The sequence below is a fragment of the Kribbella sp. NBC_01505 genome (genome assembly GCF_045040285.1).
Classification (GTDB): Bacteria; Actinomycetota; Actinomycetes; order Propionibacteriales; family Kribbellaceae; genus Kribbella.
In genome coordinates this window covers 3490978-3505875 of record NZ_CP109425.1, presented here as the reverse complement: position 1 = coordinate 3505875, position 14898 = coordinate 3490978, and the positions used below count along the sequence as shown (strand labels likewise).

Sequence of the window (14898 nt, the reverse complement as noted above, 5' to 3'; positions counted from 1 at the left end):
GCCTCGATGACCCTGTCGCTCGATTACGCCGCACTGTCCGATGTCGGACGGGTGCGCCGCAACAACGAGGACTCGGCGTACGCCGGTCCGCACCTGCTGCTGCTCGCCGACGGAATGGGTGGCGCGGCGGCCGGTGAGGTGGCCAGCGCGGCGGCGGTCCAGGTGATCCGGCGGCTCGACACCGCCACCATCGGCGGCGAGGACATGATCGAGGCGCTGGCCGGCGCCGTGCACCGGGCCAACGAGCGGCTGTCCGAGCTTGTCGAGGAGGACCCCGAGCGCGAGGGCATGGGCTCGACCGTGACCGCGCTGATGTTCGACGGTCAGCAACTCGGCCTGGCCCACCTCGGTGACTCCCGTGCGTACCGGATGCGGGACGGCCTGCTCTACCAGCTGAGCCACGACCACACCTTCGTGCAGTCGCTGGTCGACGAGGGCCGGATCTCCCAGGAGGAGGCCTTCACGCACCCGCACCGCAACCTGATCCTGCGCGTGCTGGACGGCCGCCCGGACTCCGATCCGGACCTGCAGATCCTCGACGTCCAGGCGGGCGACCGCCTGATGCTGTGCAGCGACGGCCTGCCGGACTACGTGGCGGCCGAGGTGATCGCCGCCTCGATGGCCGACGGTACGCCGGACTCCGTCGTGGTCGAGCTGATCACGCACGCTCTCGAGGCCGGTTCGAACGACAACATCACCTGCGTCGTGGCCGACGTGGTCGAGACCGCACCGGCCAGTGGGAGCACCCCACAGCTGGTCGGCGCCGCGGCCGAGCTCGCCCAGGGCGGCACGGGCCGTGGCGAGGCGACCACGCTGGTCCCCGGTGGCAGCAACAGTGGTGGCAGCGGCGGTCGCGGCGGCTCGCTCGACCCCGAGGAGCTGCGCTACGCACCCCGGCCGCCGAAGCGCTTCCCGTGGGCCCGCCGGATCGCGGCCGTGGTGATCGTCCTCGCCCTGATCGGCGGCGCCGGCTGGCTCGGCTACCGCTGGACCCAGGACCAGTACTACGTCGGCACCGACGGTGACTACGTGGCCATCTACCAAGGCGTGGACGCGGCCATCCCCGGCATCAGCCTGACGAAGGTGTACGAGAAGCAGGCGCAGTTGCAGGTCGACAAACTTCCGACGTACAACCGCCAGCAAGTGGAGAACAACATCGAGGCCGACGACCTGGCCGGCGCCCGCACGATCGTCAGCGAGCTGCAGCGGACCGCCGACGAGTGCGCCAAGAAGGTGAAGCCGACGACGAAGCCGAGCACCACGCCGTCCAAGCCGGCGACCAGCGCCCCGACCAGTGCCCCGACGCTGTCCCCGTCCGGTACGCCGAGCTCCCCGGGCGGCGAAGCCAACCCGGACGACTGTGACGGCGTCAAATGAGCATCGCTTCCACGTCAGTCATCCAGATGATCCCGCGCACCCGGCGTGGGGTGGAGCTGTTCCTGCTCGTGATCGCGGTCGGCATCTCCGTCGGCGCCTACGTGAACATCGGCATCACCGCGCAGGACGGCGTCCCGGCCAGCACCGGCCTGTACGCCGCCGGCATCGGCCTGCTCGCGCTGATCGCCCATCTCGCGCTGCGCTTCCGGGCGCCGTACGCGGATCCGGTCATCCTCCCGTGCGCCGTGCTGCTGAACGGTCTCGGCGTCGCGATGATCCACCGCATCGACCTCGGACTGACCTCGATCAACCGGACCAAGGGCGTCCCGTTCGCACCGCAGCAGATCACCTGGACCGCGGTCGGCGTGGTGCTGTTCCTCGCCGTCATCATCGTCATCCGCGACCACCGGCGGCTGCAGGCGTTCACCTACACGCTCGGCCTGGTCGGCCTCGTGCTGCTGATCCTGCCGCTCGTCCCGGGCCTCGGCGTGAACATCAACGGCGCCTCGATCTGGGTGCGGGTGGCCGGGATGTCGTTCCAGCCCGGTGAGTTCGCCAAGGTCTGCCTGGTCATCTTCTTCGCCGGTTACCTGGTCGTGAAGCGCGACGTACTGACCCTGGCCGGCCGCCGGTTCCTCGGTCTGGACCTGCCGCGGGCCCGCGACCTCGGCCCGATCCTGGTCGCCTGGCTGGTCAGCTTGGGCGTCCTGGTCTTCGAGAGCGACCTCGGCTCCTCGCTGCTGTTCTTCGGCCTGTTCCTGTTCCTGCTGTACGTCGCGACCGAGCGGGCCGGCTGGCTGATCATCGGTGGCCTGATGTTCGTCGCCGGCGCGTTCTTCGCGTACCAGACCTTCGGACACGTCCACAAGCGGATCGTCGACTGGCTGGACCCGTTCTCGATCGACGGCGGCCAGATCGCCGGCGGCCTGATGGGCCAGGCCTGGGGCGGCATCCTCGGGCGCGGCCTCGGCCAGGGCCAGCCGCACCTGACCCTGTACGCGAACAGCGACATGATCATCTCCTCGTTCGCCGAGGAGCTCGGGCTGACCGGCCTGATCGCGATCCTGCTGGTCTACACGCTCATCATCGAGCGCGGTCTGCGGACGGCGCTCGCCTGCCGGGACATCTTCGGCAAGCTGATCGCGACCGGTCTGGCGATGTCGTTCTCGCTGCAGGTCTTCGTGATCGTCGGCGGTGTCACCGGCCTGATCCCGCTGACCGGACTGGCCACCCCGTTCATGGCCCTCGGCGGTACGTCGCTGGTCGCGAACTGGGCGATCATCGCGCTCCTGCTGCGGATCAGTGACCAGGCCCGCCGCCCCCAGACCCCAGCCGCCCCAGTGTCCGACGAAACGATCGCGATGGCGGTGCAGAAGCAGTGAACTCGGCAATCCGACGACTGGCAGTGGCGGCGATGGTGCTGATGCTCGCCCTGATGGCGAACTCGACGTACCTGCAGGCCTTCCGCTCCAACGAACTCAACGGCCGCAACGACAACCGGCGGGTCCGGGACTCGCAGTTCTCGGTCGACCGCGGCGCGATCCTGATCGGCAACAACGCGCCGATCGCGGAGAGCAAGCCGTCCGACGACCGGTTCAAGTACCAGCGAAGCTATGCCAACGGGCCGGTCTACGCGCCGATCACCGGCTACTACTCCTATGTGTTCGGCCGGGCCGGGATCGAGCTGAACCAGAACTCCGAACTGAACGGTTCCGATCCGTCGCTGGCGTTCCGCCGGATCATCGACGTGATCAGCAACCGTCCGCAGCAGGGCGCGAGTGTCACCCTGACGCTGAACGCGGCCGCTCAGCTGGCGGCGTACAAGGGACTGGCGGGCAAGACCGGTGCGGTGGTCGCGATCGAGCCGAAGACCGGCAAGATCCTGGCCCTGGCGACCAACCCGTCGTACGACCCGAACAAGCTCGCCGGGCACGACCTGGGCAAGGTCTCGGACACCTGGAACGCGCTGCAGAAGGATCCGGCCAAGCCGATGACGAACCGGGCCGTCCGCGAGACCTACCCGCCCGGTTCGACGTTCAAGCTCGTCACCGCCGCGGCCGCGCTCTCCAGCGGGAAGTACACGCCGGAGACCAAGGTGCAGTCGCCCGCCGAGCTGTCCCTGCCGTTGACCACCACCCCGCTGGTCAACGAGGACCGGAAGAACTGCGGTGGCAGCGACAACGCGACGCTGACGATCGCGCTGCGCTACTCCTGCAACACCGCGTTCGGCAGTGTCGGCATGGAGCTCGGCGCGGACGCGCTGCGCGAGCAGGCGAACAAGTTCGGCTTCGGTGAGCGCCAGCTGCCGGAGCTGTCCGGCGTGGCCAGCGCGTTCCCCGGCGACCCGAACCAGCCGCAGACCGCGCAGTCCGCGATCGGCCAGTTCGACGTCCGGGCGACCCCGCTGCAGATGGCGATGGTGGCCGCCGGGATCGCGAACAAGGGCGAGGTGATGAAGCCCTACCTGGTCCAGAACGTGAAGACCGCGAACCTGAAGACGGTCTCCGAGACCAAGCCGGAGTCGCTGCACCAGGCGATCACCCCCGAGGTGGCCGCGCAGCTGACCGGCATGATGGTCGACGTCGTGAAGAACGGCACCGGCAAGAAGGGCCAGATCGACGGCATCGAGGTGGCCGGCAAGACCGGTACGGCGCAGACCTCGCCCGAGCGTCCGCCGTTCGCATGGTTCACGGCGTTCGCGCCGGCCAACGACCCGCAGATCGCGGTCGCGGTGATGATCGAGTCGGCCGACGTCGCGCGGAACGACATCGCCGGTGGCGCGCTGGCCGCGCCGATCTCCAAAGCCGTGATGGAGGCGGTGCTCGGCCGATGAGCACCATACGGAATGATGCGCTCACAGAGCGTCTTTCCAACGGGGATCCACTGGTGGCGGCCGCTACCGTGGGCAAATTGAGTATGTTTCCGGACAGGTTGGAAGGCTGAGGTCATGACATCGCAGGCACGTCTCGTCGGCGGCCGGTACGAAGAAGGCGAACCGCTCGGCCGCGGCGGCATGGCCGAAGTTCGCCGAGGGATCGACAACCGGCTCGGCCGGGCGGTCGCGATCAAGCGACTGCGCGTCGACCTGGCCAGTGACTCGACCTTCCAGGCGCGATTCCGGCGGGAGGCCCAGTCGGCCGCCTCGCTGAACCACCCGACCATCGTCTCGGTCTACGACACCGGCGAGGAGCCGGACCCGAACGGCTCCGGCATCACCATCCCGTACATCGTGATGGAACTCGTCACCGGCAAGACGCTGCGGGACCTGATCCGCGAGGGCCGCAAGATCATGCCCGAGCGCGCCCTGGAGATCACCTCCGGTGTGCTCGAGGCGCTGGACTACAGCCACCGGGCCGGCATCGTGCACCGCGACATCAAGCCCGGCAACGTGATGCTGACCCCGCAGGGCCAGGTCAAGGTGATGGACTTCGGTATCGCTCGCGCGGTCGCCGACACCACCTCGGACATGACCCAGACCGCGGCCGTGATCGGTACGGCGCAGTACCTGTCGCCCGAGCAGGCCCGCGGCGAGACCGTGGACGCCCGCTCCGACCTGTACTCGACCGGCTGCCTGCTGTACGAACTGCTCGTCGGCCGGCCGCCGTTCGTCGGTGAGTCGCCGGTGTCGGTCGCCTACCAGCACGTCCGGGAGCAGCCGCTGCCGCCGTCGTCGTTCGACCCGGACATCCCGCCGGAGGTCGACGCCGTCGTCCTCAAGGCGCTGGTGAAGAACCGCGACGAGCGCTACCAGAGCGCGAACGAGATGCGTCAGGACCTGCACCGGGTGCTCGCCGGTCAGCAGGTGACCGCGCCGATGGCAGCGGTCGCCGAGACCCGTTCGATGGCCCCGACCGCGGTCGCACCGGCCGCGACGCAGGCGTTCCGGCAGACCGGCGACGACCTGCTCCCGCCTGGTGGCGGGCGCGACGACGAGGTCGAGGACGCCCGGGCCCGCCGCAACCGCGGGCTGGCCTACTTCCTGCTCGGTCTGGCGATCGTCGCGATCGCCATCGGCGGCTACGCGCTGATCAACAGCCAGGGCAAGAAGAACGACAACCCCGGCGGCGGTAGCTCGTCCACCCCGGTGGCGAGCAAGGTCGCCGTACCGGATGTCAGCGGGATGACCACCTCGCAGGCGACCGCGGAGCTGCTGAAGGTCAAGCTGGTGTTCGCCCAGGGCGACTCGGTGCCGAGCCAGACCGTCGACAAGGGCAAGGCCATCTCTTCCACGCCGACAGCCGGCACGGAGGCCGAGGAGGGCTCGACCGTCACGGTGGTCTTCTCTACCGGCCAGCAGGCCTTCGCGGTGCCGAAGGTGACCGGTCTGCCCGAGGACCAGGCCCGGTCCAAGATCGAGAGCGCGCCGGGTGATTTCAAGGTCGCGAGCAAGAACGTCGAGAAGGACTCCGACAAGGAGGCCGGCACTGTGCTGTCGGTCAGCCCGGACCCGGATCAGAAGCACGCCTCCGGGACGACCTTCACGCTGACCGTGTCGAGCGGCAAGGTCAACGTCGAGGTGCCGAACCTGCTCACGGTCCCGGCCGATGACGCCATCGCCCAGCTGAAGGCCCGCGGTTTCGTCGTCGGCCAGAAGTACGGCGAGGACCCGAACGCGGTGGACGGCACCGTGCTCGCGCAGAGCGTGGAAGGCGGCAAGACCGCGCCGAAGGGCAGCACGATCACGATCACCATCAACCGGCTGCCGGAAGGCGACCCGAGCGGCGACCCTTCAGGTGACCCGTCCGGCGACCCCTCCAACCCGACGAACACCCCGATCATCGGCGGCTGATCCGCCAGATCACATGACGAAGCCCCCGCCACGGCGGGGGCTTCGGTCTGTTCGGGGCTAGCTGACGAGCGGGGCCATGCCGGCGGAGCGTTCGACGGCTTCGGGGTCGCCGCACATCTCGAGCCAGTTGGCGAGCATGCGGTGGCCGCCCTCGGTCAGGACCGATTCGGGGTGGAACTGGACGCCCTCGACCGGCAGGTCGCGGTGCCGGACGGCCATGATGACCCCGGCGGCGGTGCGGGCGGTCACCTGCAGCTCGTCGGGGACGGTGCCCTCCTCGATGGCCAGCGAGTGATAGCGGGTCGCGGTGAACGGCGACGGCAGGCCGCTGAGGACACCGGCGCCCTCGTGGAACACCTGGCTGGTCTTGCCGTGCAGCAGCTCGTCCGCACGGCCGACGACCCCGCCGTACGCGACGCCGATCGCCTGCAGGCCGAGGCAGACGCCGAAGATCGGCACCTCGCCACCCGCCTCCCGGACGATGTCCACGCAGGCACCGGCCTCTTCCGGGGTCCCGGGGCCGGGGGAGAGCAGGACTCCGTCGTACGCCGTGACCTGGTCCGGAGTGACCTCGTCGTTGCGCAGGACGGTGGTCTCGGCCTGCAACTGCTGCAGGTACTGCACCAGGTTGTAGACGAACGAGTCGTAGTTGTCGACGACGAGGATGCGGGGCATGGGAGCCATTCTGACAGGCGGAACTGCTCAGCGCCCGCCGGTGGCCGTCGGGCTGACCGTCGGCGTCTGCTCGAAGCCCGGCACGGCCGCGCTCTGCAGGTCCAGCGTGCCCTCGTAGGCCGGCATCGCGATCGACGACTCGGTCTTCACGTCGTACCCGAGCTGGAACTTCACCACGTAGTCCTGCAGGTTCTCGATGTACTTCGAGTCGTCCAGCGCCTTCTGCAGCTTCCGCCGATCCCCGATCGCGGTGATCTTGTACGGCGGCAGGTACGGAACGCCGTGCAGGACGACCGAGTTGCCGACGCACTTGATCCCGGTGGTCGAGATGACCCGGTGGTCCTGGATCGAGAGCGCCTCCGCGCCACCGGCCCAGAGCGCGTTCACGACGGCCTGGATGTCCTGCTGGTGGATGACGAGCCAGTCGGCGTCCACATCCGGGTTGTCCCGGACCACTTCCTTCGGCGCGTCCTTGAGCGTCACGGTCAGCCCCGGACCGGTCACCGGCGTGATGCCGACGGCCTCGGACAGGTTCTTCAGCCGCTGGGCGACCTTCGGATCGATCGACCCCTGCTGTGTCTGGAGCCGCTCGATGTCCTGGGTGAGCGTCGCGTGCTGGCGGACCAGGGCGGCGCTACGGCGGCTCTGCTCCTCCACCAGCCCGGCCAGCGTCGTGTTCCGGCTGGGGCGCAGATCGGTGCCGCGGGCGCTGGTAGCGCTCGTCGCGAACAGCAGACCGGCGCACAACAGCGCCAACGGCACCCCTGCCCGCCACAGTGAAATCCGCTTCAACCTACGCACCAGTCACCTCCAGATCGCTCTCTGCACTACGCTAACCCGGGACCGGACCCGACAGGTCCTGCCTCCTGGCCCTCAAGAGGTGCCTCGGGGCGGCGTAGCTTGAACGATAGCGGTGTCCAGGTGCGTGCATCGGGGTGCTTGGTCAGTGGCCTCGATGCGGAGCATCATGGGCGCTGGGCAAGTGCCGCGAGGTGCGTGCCTGGGCGCCGGTAGCGTCAAGATACGCCGCTCCGAGGCACCTAAGTCAGCTTATGCGTCCTTACAAGGAGTTCAGCCGTGCCCGAGTCGAGCAGTCGTAACAAGAAGAAGACCGAGAAGGTCAAGACCGAGAAGACGCCGAAGGCGCCGCGTACGCAGAGCCGCGTCTGGGTGGCTCCGCTGATGCTGGCCTCCTGGCTGCTCGGGCTCGCCTGGCTGGTCGTCTTCTACGTGGCCGGCCAGGACATCCCGGTGATGAAGGACCTCGGCAACTGGAACCTGCTGGTCGGCATGGGCCTGATCGCCCTGGGCTTCGTCGTCTCCACGCAGTGGGTCTGACCAGCACCTCCTGACCTGCTTCTGACCTGCGGACCTCAGCCGGCGATCGGGCGCGCCGAGCCGAGGTTCGCGCTCTCGGGCACTTCGCCCGCTCCGTCGTGACCGCGGCCGCGGCGCGCGCGTCGTACCGGACCACGTCCGGACACGTCCAGGACTTGAGCCTCTTCTGCCGGGCCGCCTGGTCGCTCCTGGTGCTGCCATTGGCCGCCAGCTGAAGTTATCCACACCACTTTCCCCAGCTGTGCACACCGTTTCGGGCGACTTATCCCCAGGTGAGGGTTGGGTTATCCACTGTTTCCACCGAAAAGTGGTCGAAATCTGTGGATAACTCTGGTTTCAACAAGCTGGTTTCCACATCGTTCACCTGCTGATCATGCACAGCTCCATATGTACGTAGAGATATAAGTAGACGCGTACCCGGCTTGTACGTATAGTTCTACGTAGGAGGAGAGAGGACGCTATGCCCAACAAGACGATCTACGTGTCGGACAACGACCTGCCGCTGTACCAGCGGGCCCAGGAGCTGGCCGGCAACCTGTCCTCGGCGATCTCGGTCGCCTTACGCAAGTACGTCGAGCTGGAGGAAGGCCGGCTCGCGGGGTACGACGAGATCACCGTCCGGGTCGGGCGCGGATCCGGACGCAAACAACGGTTCTCCGGGGTGCTGCTCGCCGAGGGCGGGCGGTCCAGCAACTCCGGCTACGAGGCCTTCAAGGTCTACCGCAGCCGGTCCGGCAAGTTCGTGCTCCACGCCGACCGCAGCGGGCTGTACACCCAGGGCGCCGACGACGAGAAGTACCTGACCGGCTGGCGGTCCTGGGTCGGCAACTGGAGCGCCGACCAGTCCTGGAGCATGGCGCAGGGCGAAGCCACCCTCGATGTCGTCGACACCGTCGAGGAGCTGCGGGCGCTGGTCCCCGAAGACCTCTACGAGCTGATCGAGATGGCCGCCGAGCAGCCCGCGGTGGAGGACCTCGACATCTAGTCCCACCCTCCGACTGAAACACCCGGCGCCGATCAGGCTGTGTCTGTCAGGTAGGCCGGTCGGTCCCGCACACCCTCTTTCCCCTCCATTTCACCCACACCACACCCCAGGGCGGCGGCAGCCTGCCCGGAAACAGGAACCCGTCATGTCAGCAGCGATCGAAGCCCTCGGGCTGCACAAGTCGTACGGCGACAAACTCGTCCTCGACGGTATCGACCTAACCGTTGCCCAAGGCACCATTTTCGCCCTGCTCGGGCCGAACGGGGCCGGTAAGACCACCGCCGTACAGATCCTGTCCACGCTGATCACCGCGGACGCCGGACAGATCCGGGTCGCCGGGCACGACCTGGCCGCCGATCCGGACGCCGTCCGCGCCGCGATCGGGGTCACCGGGCAGTTCTCCGCGGTCGACGGTCTGCTCACCGGCCGGGAGAACCTGATCATGATGGCCGACCTGTACCACCTCGGACGCCGCGCCGGCCGCGAGCGGGCCGACCAGCTGCTGGAGCAGTTCGACCTCGTCGAGGCGGGCGCGAAGCTGGCCATGACCTACTCAGGCGGCATGAAGCGCCGGCTCGACCTCGCGATGACGCTGGTCGGCAGCCCGCGGATCATCTTCCTCGACGAGCCGACGACGGGTCTCGACCCGCGCAGCCGGCACAGCATGTGGACGATGATCCGGGATCTCGTCGCCGGTGGCGTCACGGTCCTCCTCACCACCCAGTACCTCGAAGAGGCCGATCAACTGGCCGATCGGATCGCCGTACTGGATCACGGCCGACTGGTCGCGCAGGGGACGCCGGAGGAGCTGAAGCGGCTCGTGCCCGGCGGGCATGTCCAGCTCCGGTTCAACTCACCGGACGAGTTCACGCTCGCCGGCCAGGCACTCCCGACCGCGCTGCCTGACCTCGAGGCGTTGACGCTGCAGGTTCCGAACGACGGCAGTGTGCACGCCCTGCGCGACCTGCTGGCCCAGATCGAGAACGCCTCGCTCGAGGTCAGCGAACTCACCGTCCACACCCCCGACCTCGACGATGTCTTCTTCGCCGTCACCGGCCACACCGACCAGAAAGTTGCGAGCTGATGAGCACCACGTCATACGCCGTGGCCGACACCGCCACCATGTTGCGCCGCAACCTGCGGCACTCGATGCGCTATCCGTCCCTCGCCGCCGGCGCGATCGGAATGCCGATCATCATGCTGCTGCTGTTCGGTCTCGTCTTCGGCGACACCTTCTCGGCCGGCATCAACGGAGGCGGCTTCGACTACCTGGACTTCCTGACGCCGGGTCTGCTGCTGATGTCGATCGCCTCCGGAACGATGTCGCCCGCGATCGGTGCGGCCGTGGACATGACCGACGGGATCGTGGCCCGCTTCCGGACGATGGCGATCTACCGGCCGTCCGTCCTGACCGGGCACGTGCTCGGCAACGTGATCCTGACCGTCGTGAGTCTGACCCTCGTGGTCGGTTTCGCGGTCCTGATCGGCTTCCGGCCGAACGCCTCGATCGTGGACTGGCTGCTCGCGGCCGGGCTGCTGATCATCGTGACCATCGCGCTCACCTGGTTCGCGATCGCGCTCGGCCTGATCAGCAAGACCGCGGAGGGTGCGAGCAACATCGTGCTGCCGATCAGCTTCGTGCTGCCGTTCCTCAGCAACACCTTCCTGCCGCTGGACGCGATGCCGAGCGGCATCCGCTGGTTCGCCGAGTACCAGCCGTTCACCCCGATCATCGACACGCTCCGGCACCTGCTCCTCGGTACGCCGGCCTCCGACGGCTCGGGCTGGCTGGCGATCGCCTGGTGTGTCGCGATCACCGTCGTCGGCTACTTCTGGGCGCAGAAGAGCTACAACAAGGGCACTGCGGCTTAGGACGGTGCGCCGAGCTGGTTGGCCCGGGTACGAACGTGCGCGGGCACCAGCAGGTCGCAGTCCGAGTTCGTGATCGGCTCGTCGGCGACTACCCGCAGCGGGACCACGCCGGTCCAGTGCGGCAGGTCCACGTCGTCTGGTTCATCGTTCGCCTCGCCGGAGCGGGTCTTCACGGACGCTTCGGTGAGGGAGAGTGCCAGGACCGAGGTCTTGGCCAGCTCCTTGCGGTTCGGGGCGCGGGTGCCGGACGAGCGGCCGGGGACGAGGTGGTCGACGATCCGGTTCAGGGCGTGCAGCTTCTCGTCCGGGTCCGTGATGAGGCGCGGTACGCCGAAGATGACGGCCGAGCGGTAGTTGACCGAGTGATGGAAGGCCGAGCGCGCGAGGACGAGACCGTCCGCGTGCGTGACGGTGACACAGACCGTCTGGACCGGTGCGGCAACCACACTGCGCGCAGCGACCGAGCCATGCAGGTACAGCGTCCCGTCCGGTCCACGGTCGAGGTCCACGCCGTACGCGGTCGGCAGGACGAGCGGTGCGCCGTCGACCACCACTCCGAGGTGACAGAACATGCCGTCGATCAGTACGTCGTACAGGGCGGCCCGCTCAGTGGCGGCCCGGTGCTTCTCCCGGCGCAGTGCGGTCCGGGCGGTCGGCTGCAGCGGAGTAGTGGCCATGTGTCCAGCGTCAGGCCGGGAGTGGCATGCTGACACGGTCCATTCCCGTACGAATCAGGTAGTCCATTCGTGGAGAGTTCGCTCCCGCTCGTCATCGACCGCACTGCTGGACCAGCGTTGCATCTGCAGCTGGCTGAGCAGTTCCGGGCGGCGGTACTGGACGGCCGGCTCCAGGCCGGGCACCGGTTGCCGTCGACCCGTGCGCTGGCCAAGCAGCTCGGAGTGTCCAGAGCGGTGGCGCAGTCGGCCTACGACCAATTGCATGCCGAAGGCTGGCTCGAGGGTCGCACCGGCGCCGGCACGTTCGTCACCGATGTCACGCCACTACGCCCGGCCCAACCTCGCCGTACGACGTCCCGCCCGGAGCCTGCTCGTGAACTGCTGACGCTGCGCCCCGGCATCCCGTACATCGACCCGACACCCGACCCCGGCTGGCGCCGCGCGTGGCGTGAGGTGTCCGCCCAGTCACCACCTGGCGGGTACGACGATGCCGCCGGCCTGCCCGCACTTCGCGTCGCCCTGGCTGAGCATGTCGGCCGGGTTCGCGGGATCGCCTGCGGGCCGGAGAACATCCTGGTCACCAACGGCACCGTGCATGGGTTGCGGCTGCTGCTCGGGGTGACCCGGCAGCTGGGGGACCGGATCGCGATCGAGGACCCCGGGTACCCGAACGCGGTCGTCGCCGCGCAGGACCACCGGCTCGAGATCCTCGACGTCCCGGTCGACCGGGACGGTCTCCAGGTGTCCGCGCTGACCGAGGACCTGCACGCCGTCTACGTGACGCCGTCGCATCAGTACCCGCTCGGCGGCCGGCTACCAGTTGCCCGACGCAACGAGCTGATCCGGTGGGCCCGCCGTACCGGCGCGATGCTGATCGAGGACGACTACGACAGCGAGTTCCGCTTCGACGTCGCACCGCTGCCGGCTCTCGCGCAACTGGATCTGGACCGTGTCGTTCACCTCGGCACGCTGTCCAAGACGCTCAGCCCGGCACTCCGCCTCGGCTGGCTGGTCGCATCCGAGGGCACCGTCGACCAGCTAGCGACCTTCCGCGCCAACTCCGGTGACTGGCCCGGCTGGCCGATGCAGGCCGCTCTGCTCGCGATGCTCCGCGACGGATACCTCGACCACGCCGTCCGCAAACACCGCCGCCGGTACGCCGATCGCCGTATCCACGCCTGCGCAGCCCTAGCGCCCTACGGCCGAGTGATTGGCCAGGACGCCGGCCTGCACATCACCCTGCTCCTCCCCGACCACGTCGACGACCGCCGCATCTCCGCCCTGGCCCACGAGGCCGGCGTAGCCGTCGCGCCGCTCACCGACTTCCGCCGATCCGTCCCCGGACCGCCCGGCCTCGTCATCGGCTACGCCACTCCGACTGCCGAGGACCTCCATCGAGCCCTAGCAGTCCTCACCAAAGTCCTCGACACTTCCATCTGACTCGAAGGACCTGCGGCCTGATCCGGACGGCTGACACCCTCAGGCTACCTACGCAGAGCGGGCTCGCCGGAACTGGTCGAGGTCGAGCTCAACCTGCATCCCGTTGAGGAGAACCACGATCCGGGGCTGCTCGGCCCCGGTCGCGTGTAGATAGTCCGCCAAGGTCGACAGCAGCATGTCGTGGTGACGTTCAAGCCGCGAGACCACCGCCTGGCCCACCCCGAGCTTCTGCGCGATCTGAACCTGCGTAAGGTCGCCGGCCCGCCGGATCATCGCCAGATTCTCCGCATACACCCGATCCATCTCACGCGCCTCGACCTCGAGCTCGGCGACGCTTGCCGCGATCTCCGGATCGGCGAGCAGCCTGTTCAGGCGCTCATTGCCACGCACAAAGCCAGCTGGGGCAGTCTCATTGTCGGTCATCCCTGTCCCCTCATCTTCTCTCGTTTCCACTGGTCAATGAGCCCATCAGCCCGTGAGCCGACCGAGTTGTAGAACACATCGCCGATCCGGGCCTTGTCACCTGCGAACAACGCAACCACCACGGTGTCCGAACCCGGGGGAAACCAGCAGATAAGCCGAATGGCGATGCTCGCACGATACGGATGGGAGACTCGCCAGAGCGGATAGCGCCTGGATTGCCGAACCCAGCGAAGTATCGCTGTCTCAGTATCAGGAGTGGGTACTTCTTTGAGGCTCTCGAGGTACTTGAGTTCCAGGGAGACCAGGTGGAGCGTCTGTTTCGCACGTTCCTCCCCCTTCTCCGCCCGAGCTTCGAGGTCATCGAGCCACATGTCAAAGGCGGCTGGCCAATCGATCTGCACCGGCGCACTATGACAGAGATACCATATGCCTCTCAAATCATATCTGAACCGCCTGTGGACAACCAGGGATTCCCCGAATTGTTACTCGCGCACTGTGGGCCGGTCCCCCGACCAGGTGAGTTCGGCGAGATGCATGGTGCGGCCGCGGGGATCGGTGCCGACCTGATTCGGATCCCAGGCGTGGTAGAAGAACCAGTCGCGGCCGCCGGTGGACAGCACCATGTTGTGGCCGGGGCCGCCTGGGCCGGAGACGATCGGGTCGCCGGATTTGGTGAACGGGCCGGTGGGGGAAGGGCCGACGGCGTGGCCTACTGCGTAGTCGGCTCGGTCGAAGGCGTTGGCTGAGTAGAAGAGGTGGAAGCGGCCGTTGCGTTCGACGACGTACGGCGCCTCGACCAACGCGCCTTCCCACTCCAGGTCCTGCTTGATGAGGCGGTGGGACGGGCCGACGAGGGTGCGGCCGTCGGCGGACAGTTGCCGGGCGTAGATCCAGGTGTCCACGCCGATCGCGTTGCCGTCATTCTTCCAGTAGAGCCAATTGCGGAAGGGCGAGGCGTCGATCGAGCCACCTTCGTCCGCCTGGCTGATCAGGGGATTTAGGGATTTGTCGACATAGGGACCTTTGGGCTCCGTGGCGACGGCGACGCCGACCGCTTGGTGGCCGGTCGCCGGGTCGGCCGACGTGTAGTACATGAGGTAGCGATCGGGGCCGTGGGCAACTACCTCCGGGGCCCAGACGCGGCCGGGGACGGTCCACGCCGGCAACGTGGGGAGCGCATCGCCGACGGGCTCCCAGGTCCGCAGGTCGGTGGACCTGAGGGTTTGCACGTTGCCGAGCGGCCCGTTCGTCGCGAAGGCGTAGAACAGTTCGCCGACGGCCAGCACGAACGGGTCGGCGAAGTTTTCGCCGTAGACCTCCAT

15 protein-coding genes are annotated in these 14898 nt (G+C 68.0%); 9 read left to right on the top strand and 6 right to left on the bottom strand.

The window, feature by feature from the left end:
* The first annotated feature begins 6 nt into the window (after nucleotides 1-6).
* The 4 genes from OG474_RS16560 (at nucleotide 7) to pknB (ending at nucleotide 6166) form a co-directional block, all read left to right on the top strand.
* Entirely contained in the window at nucleotides 7-1377 is a 1371-nt protein-coding gene (locus OG474_RS16560) for a protein phosphatase 2C domain-containing protein (protein WP_405063186.1), read from the top strand.
* Nucleotides 1374-2759, top strand: coding sequence for an FtsW/RodA/SpoVE family cell cycle protein (locus OG474_RS16555; protein WP_405063185.1), 1386 nt, complete (start codon nucleotides 1374-1376; stop codon nucleotides 2757-2759). Before OG474_RS16560 ends, OG474_RS16555 begins: the two co-directional genes overlap by 4 nt.
* Nucleotides 2756-4210: a peptidoglycan D,D-transpeptidase FtsI family protein gene (locus OG474_RS16550; protein WP_405063184.1), complete on the top strand. Its 1455-nt coding sequence runs from the start codon at nucleotides 2756-2758 to the stop codon at nucleotides 4208-4210. Before OG474_RS16555 ends, OG474_RS16550 begins: the two co-directional genes overlap by 4 nt.
* Before the next feature lie 114 nt (nucleotides 4211-4324).
* The gene (gene pknB / locus OG474_RS16545) at nucleotides 4325-6166 is read left to right on the top strand and encodes a Stk1 family PASTA domain-containing Ser/Thr kinase (protein WP_405063183.1); all 1842 of its coding nucleotides are present in this window, start codon (nucleotides 4325-4327) and stop codon (nucleotides 6164-6166) included.
* Nucleotides 6167-6223: 57 nt separating this feature from the next.
* Here the strand turns inward: pknB and OG474_RS16540 are convergent, their stop codons facing one another.
* Nucleotides 6224-6841, bottom strand: a complete 618-nt coding sequence (locus OG474_RS16540) for an aminodeoxychorismate/anthranilate synthase component II (protein ID WP_405063182.1) — start codon at nucleotides 6839-6841, stop codon at nucleotides 6224-6226.
* Between the two features lie 27 nt (nucleotides 6842-6868).
* Nucleotides 6869-7642, bottom strand: coding sequence for a DUF881 domain-containing protein (locus tag OG474_RS16535; protein WP_405063181.1), 774 nt, complete (start codon nucleotides 7640-7642; stop codon nucleotides 6869-6871).
* Between the two features lie 276 nt (nucleotides 7643-7918).
* Between OG474_RS16535 and OG474_RS16530 the strand changes: the two genes are divergently transcribed.
* The 4 genes from OG474_RS16530 to OG474_RS16515 all read left to right on the top strand — a co-directional run bounded on the left by OG474_RS16530 (nucleotide 7919) and on the right by OG474_RS16515 (nucleotide 11036).
* Complete coding sequence (locus tag OG474_RS16530; protein ID WP_405063180.1) at nucleotides 7919-8179, top strand: cell division protein CrgA; 261 nt, start codon at nucleotides 7919-7921, stop codon at nucleotides 8177-8179.
* Nucleotides 8180-8639: 460 nt separating this feature from the next.
* On the top strand, nucleotides 8640-9164 hold the full coding sequence (locus OG474_RS16525; protein ID WP_405063179.1) for an EXLDI protein: 525 nt from the start codon (nucleotides 8640-8642) through the stop codon (nucleotides 9162-9164).
* Between the two features lie 145 nt (nucleotides 9165-9309).
* The gene (locus OG474_RS16520) at nucleotides 9310-10248 is read left to right on the top strand and encodes an ATP-binding cassette domain-containing protein (RefSeq protein ID WP_405063178.1); all 939 of its coding nucleotides are present in this window, start codon (nucleotides 9310-9312) and stop codon (nucleotides 10246-10248) included.
* A complete protein-coding gene (locus OG474_RS16515; RefSeq protein ID WP_405063177.1) occupies nucleotides 10248-11036 on the top strand; it encodes an ABC transporter permease in 789 nt (262 codons plus the stop codon). Before OG474_RS16520 ends, OG474_RS16515 begins: the two co-directional genes overlap by 1 nt.
* On the opposite strand, the gene OG474_RS16510 is transcribed toward OG474_RS16515, so the two are convergent.
* Nucleotides 11033-11713, bottom strand: a complete 681-nt coding sequence (locus OG474_RS16510) for a pyridoxamine 5'-phosphate oxidase family protein (RefSeq protein WP_405063176.1) — start codon at nucleotides 11711-11713, stop codon at nucleotides 11033-11035. The genes OG474_RS16515 and OG474_RS16510 overlap by 4 nt on opposite strands.
* Before the next feature lie 69 nt (nucleotides 11714-11782).
* On the opposite strand from OG474_RS16510, the gene OG474_RS16505 reads away from it, so the two are divergent.
* Complete coding sequence (locus OG474_RS16505) at nucleotides 11783-13153, top strand: PLP-dependent aminotransferase family protein (protein ID WP_405063175.1); 1371 nt, start codon at nucleotides 11783-11785, stop codon at nucleotides 13151-13153.
* Between the two features lie 48 nt (nucleotides 13154-13201).
* On the opposite strand, the gene OG474_RS16500 is transcribed toward OG474_RS16505, so the two are convergent.
* The 3 genes from OG474_RS16500 to OG474_RS16490 form a co-directional block, all read right to left on the bottom strand.
* Nucleotides 13202-13576 carry a helix-turn-helix domain-containing protein gene (locus OG474_RS16500; protein ID WP_405063174.1) on the bottom strand — a complete coding sequence of 125 codons (375 nt, stop codon included), beginning with the start codon at nucleotides 13574-13576 and terminating at the stop codon, nucleotides 13202-13204.
* On the bottom strand, nucleotides 13573-13977 hold the full coding sequence (locus OG474_RS16495; RefSeq protein ID WP_405063173.1) for a hypothetical protein: 405 nt from the start codon (nucleotides 13975-13977) through the stop codon (nucleotides 13573-13575). The genes OG474_RS16500 and OG474_RS16495 overlap by 4 nt, the downstream gene beginning before the upstream one ends.
* A gap of 81 nt (nucleotides 13978-14058) precedes the next feature.
* On the bottom strand, nucleotides 14059-14898 hold the full coding sequence (locus tag OG474_RS16490; RefSeq protein WP_405063172.1) for a glycoside hydrolase family 43 protein: 840 nt from the start codon (nucleotides 14896-14898) through the stop codon (nucleotides 14059-14061).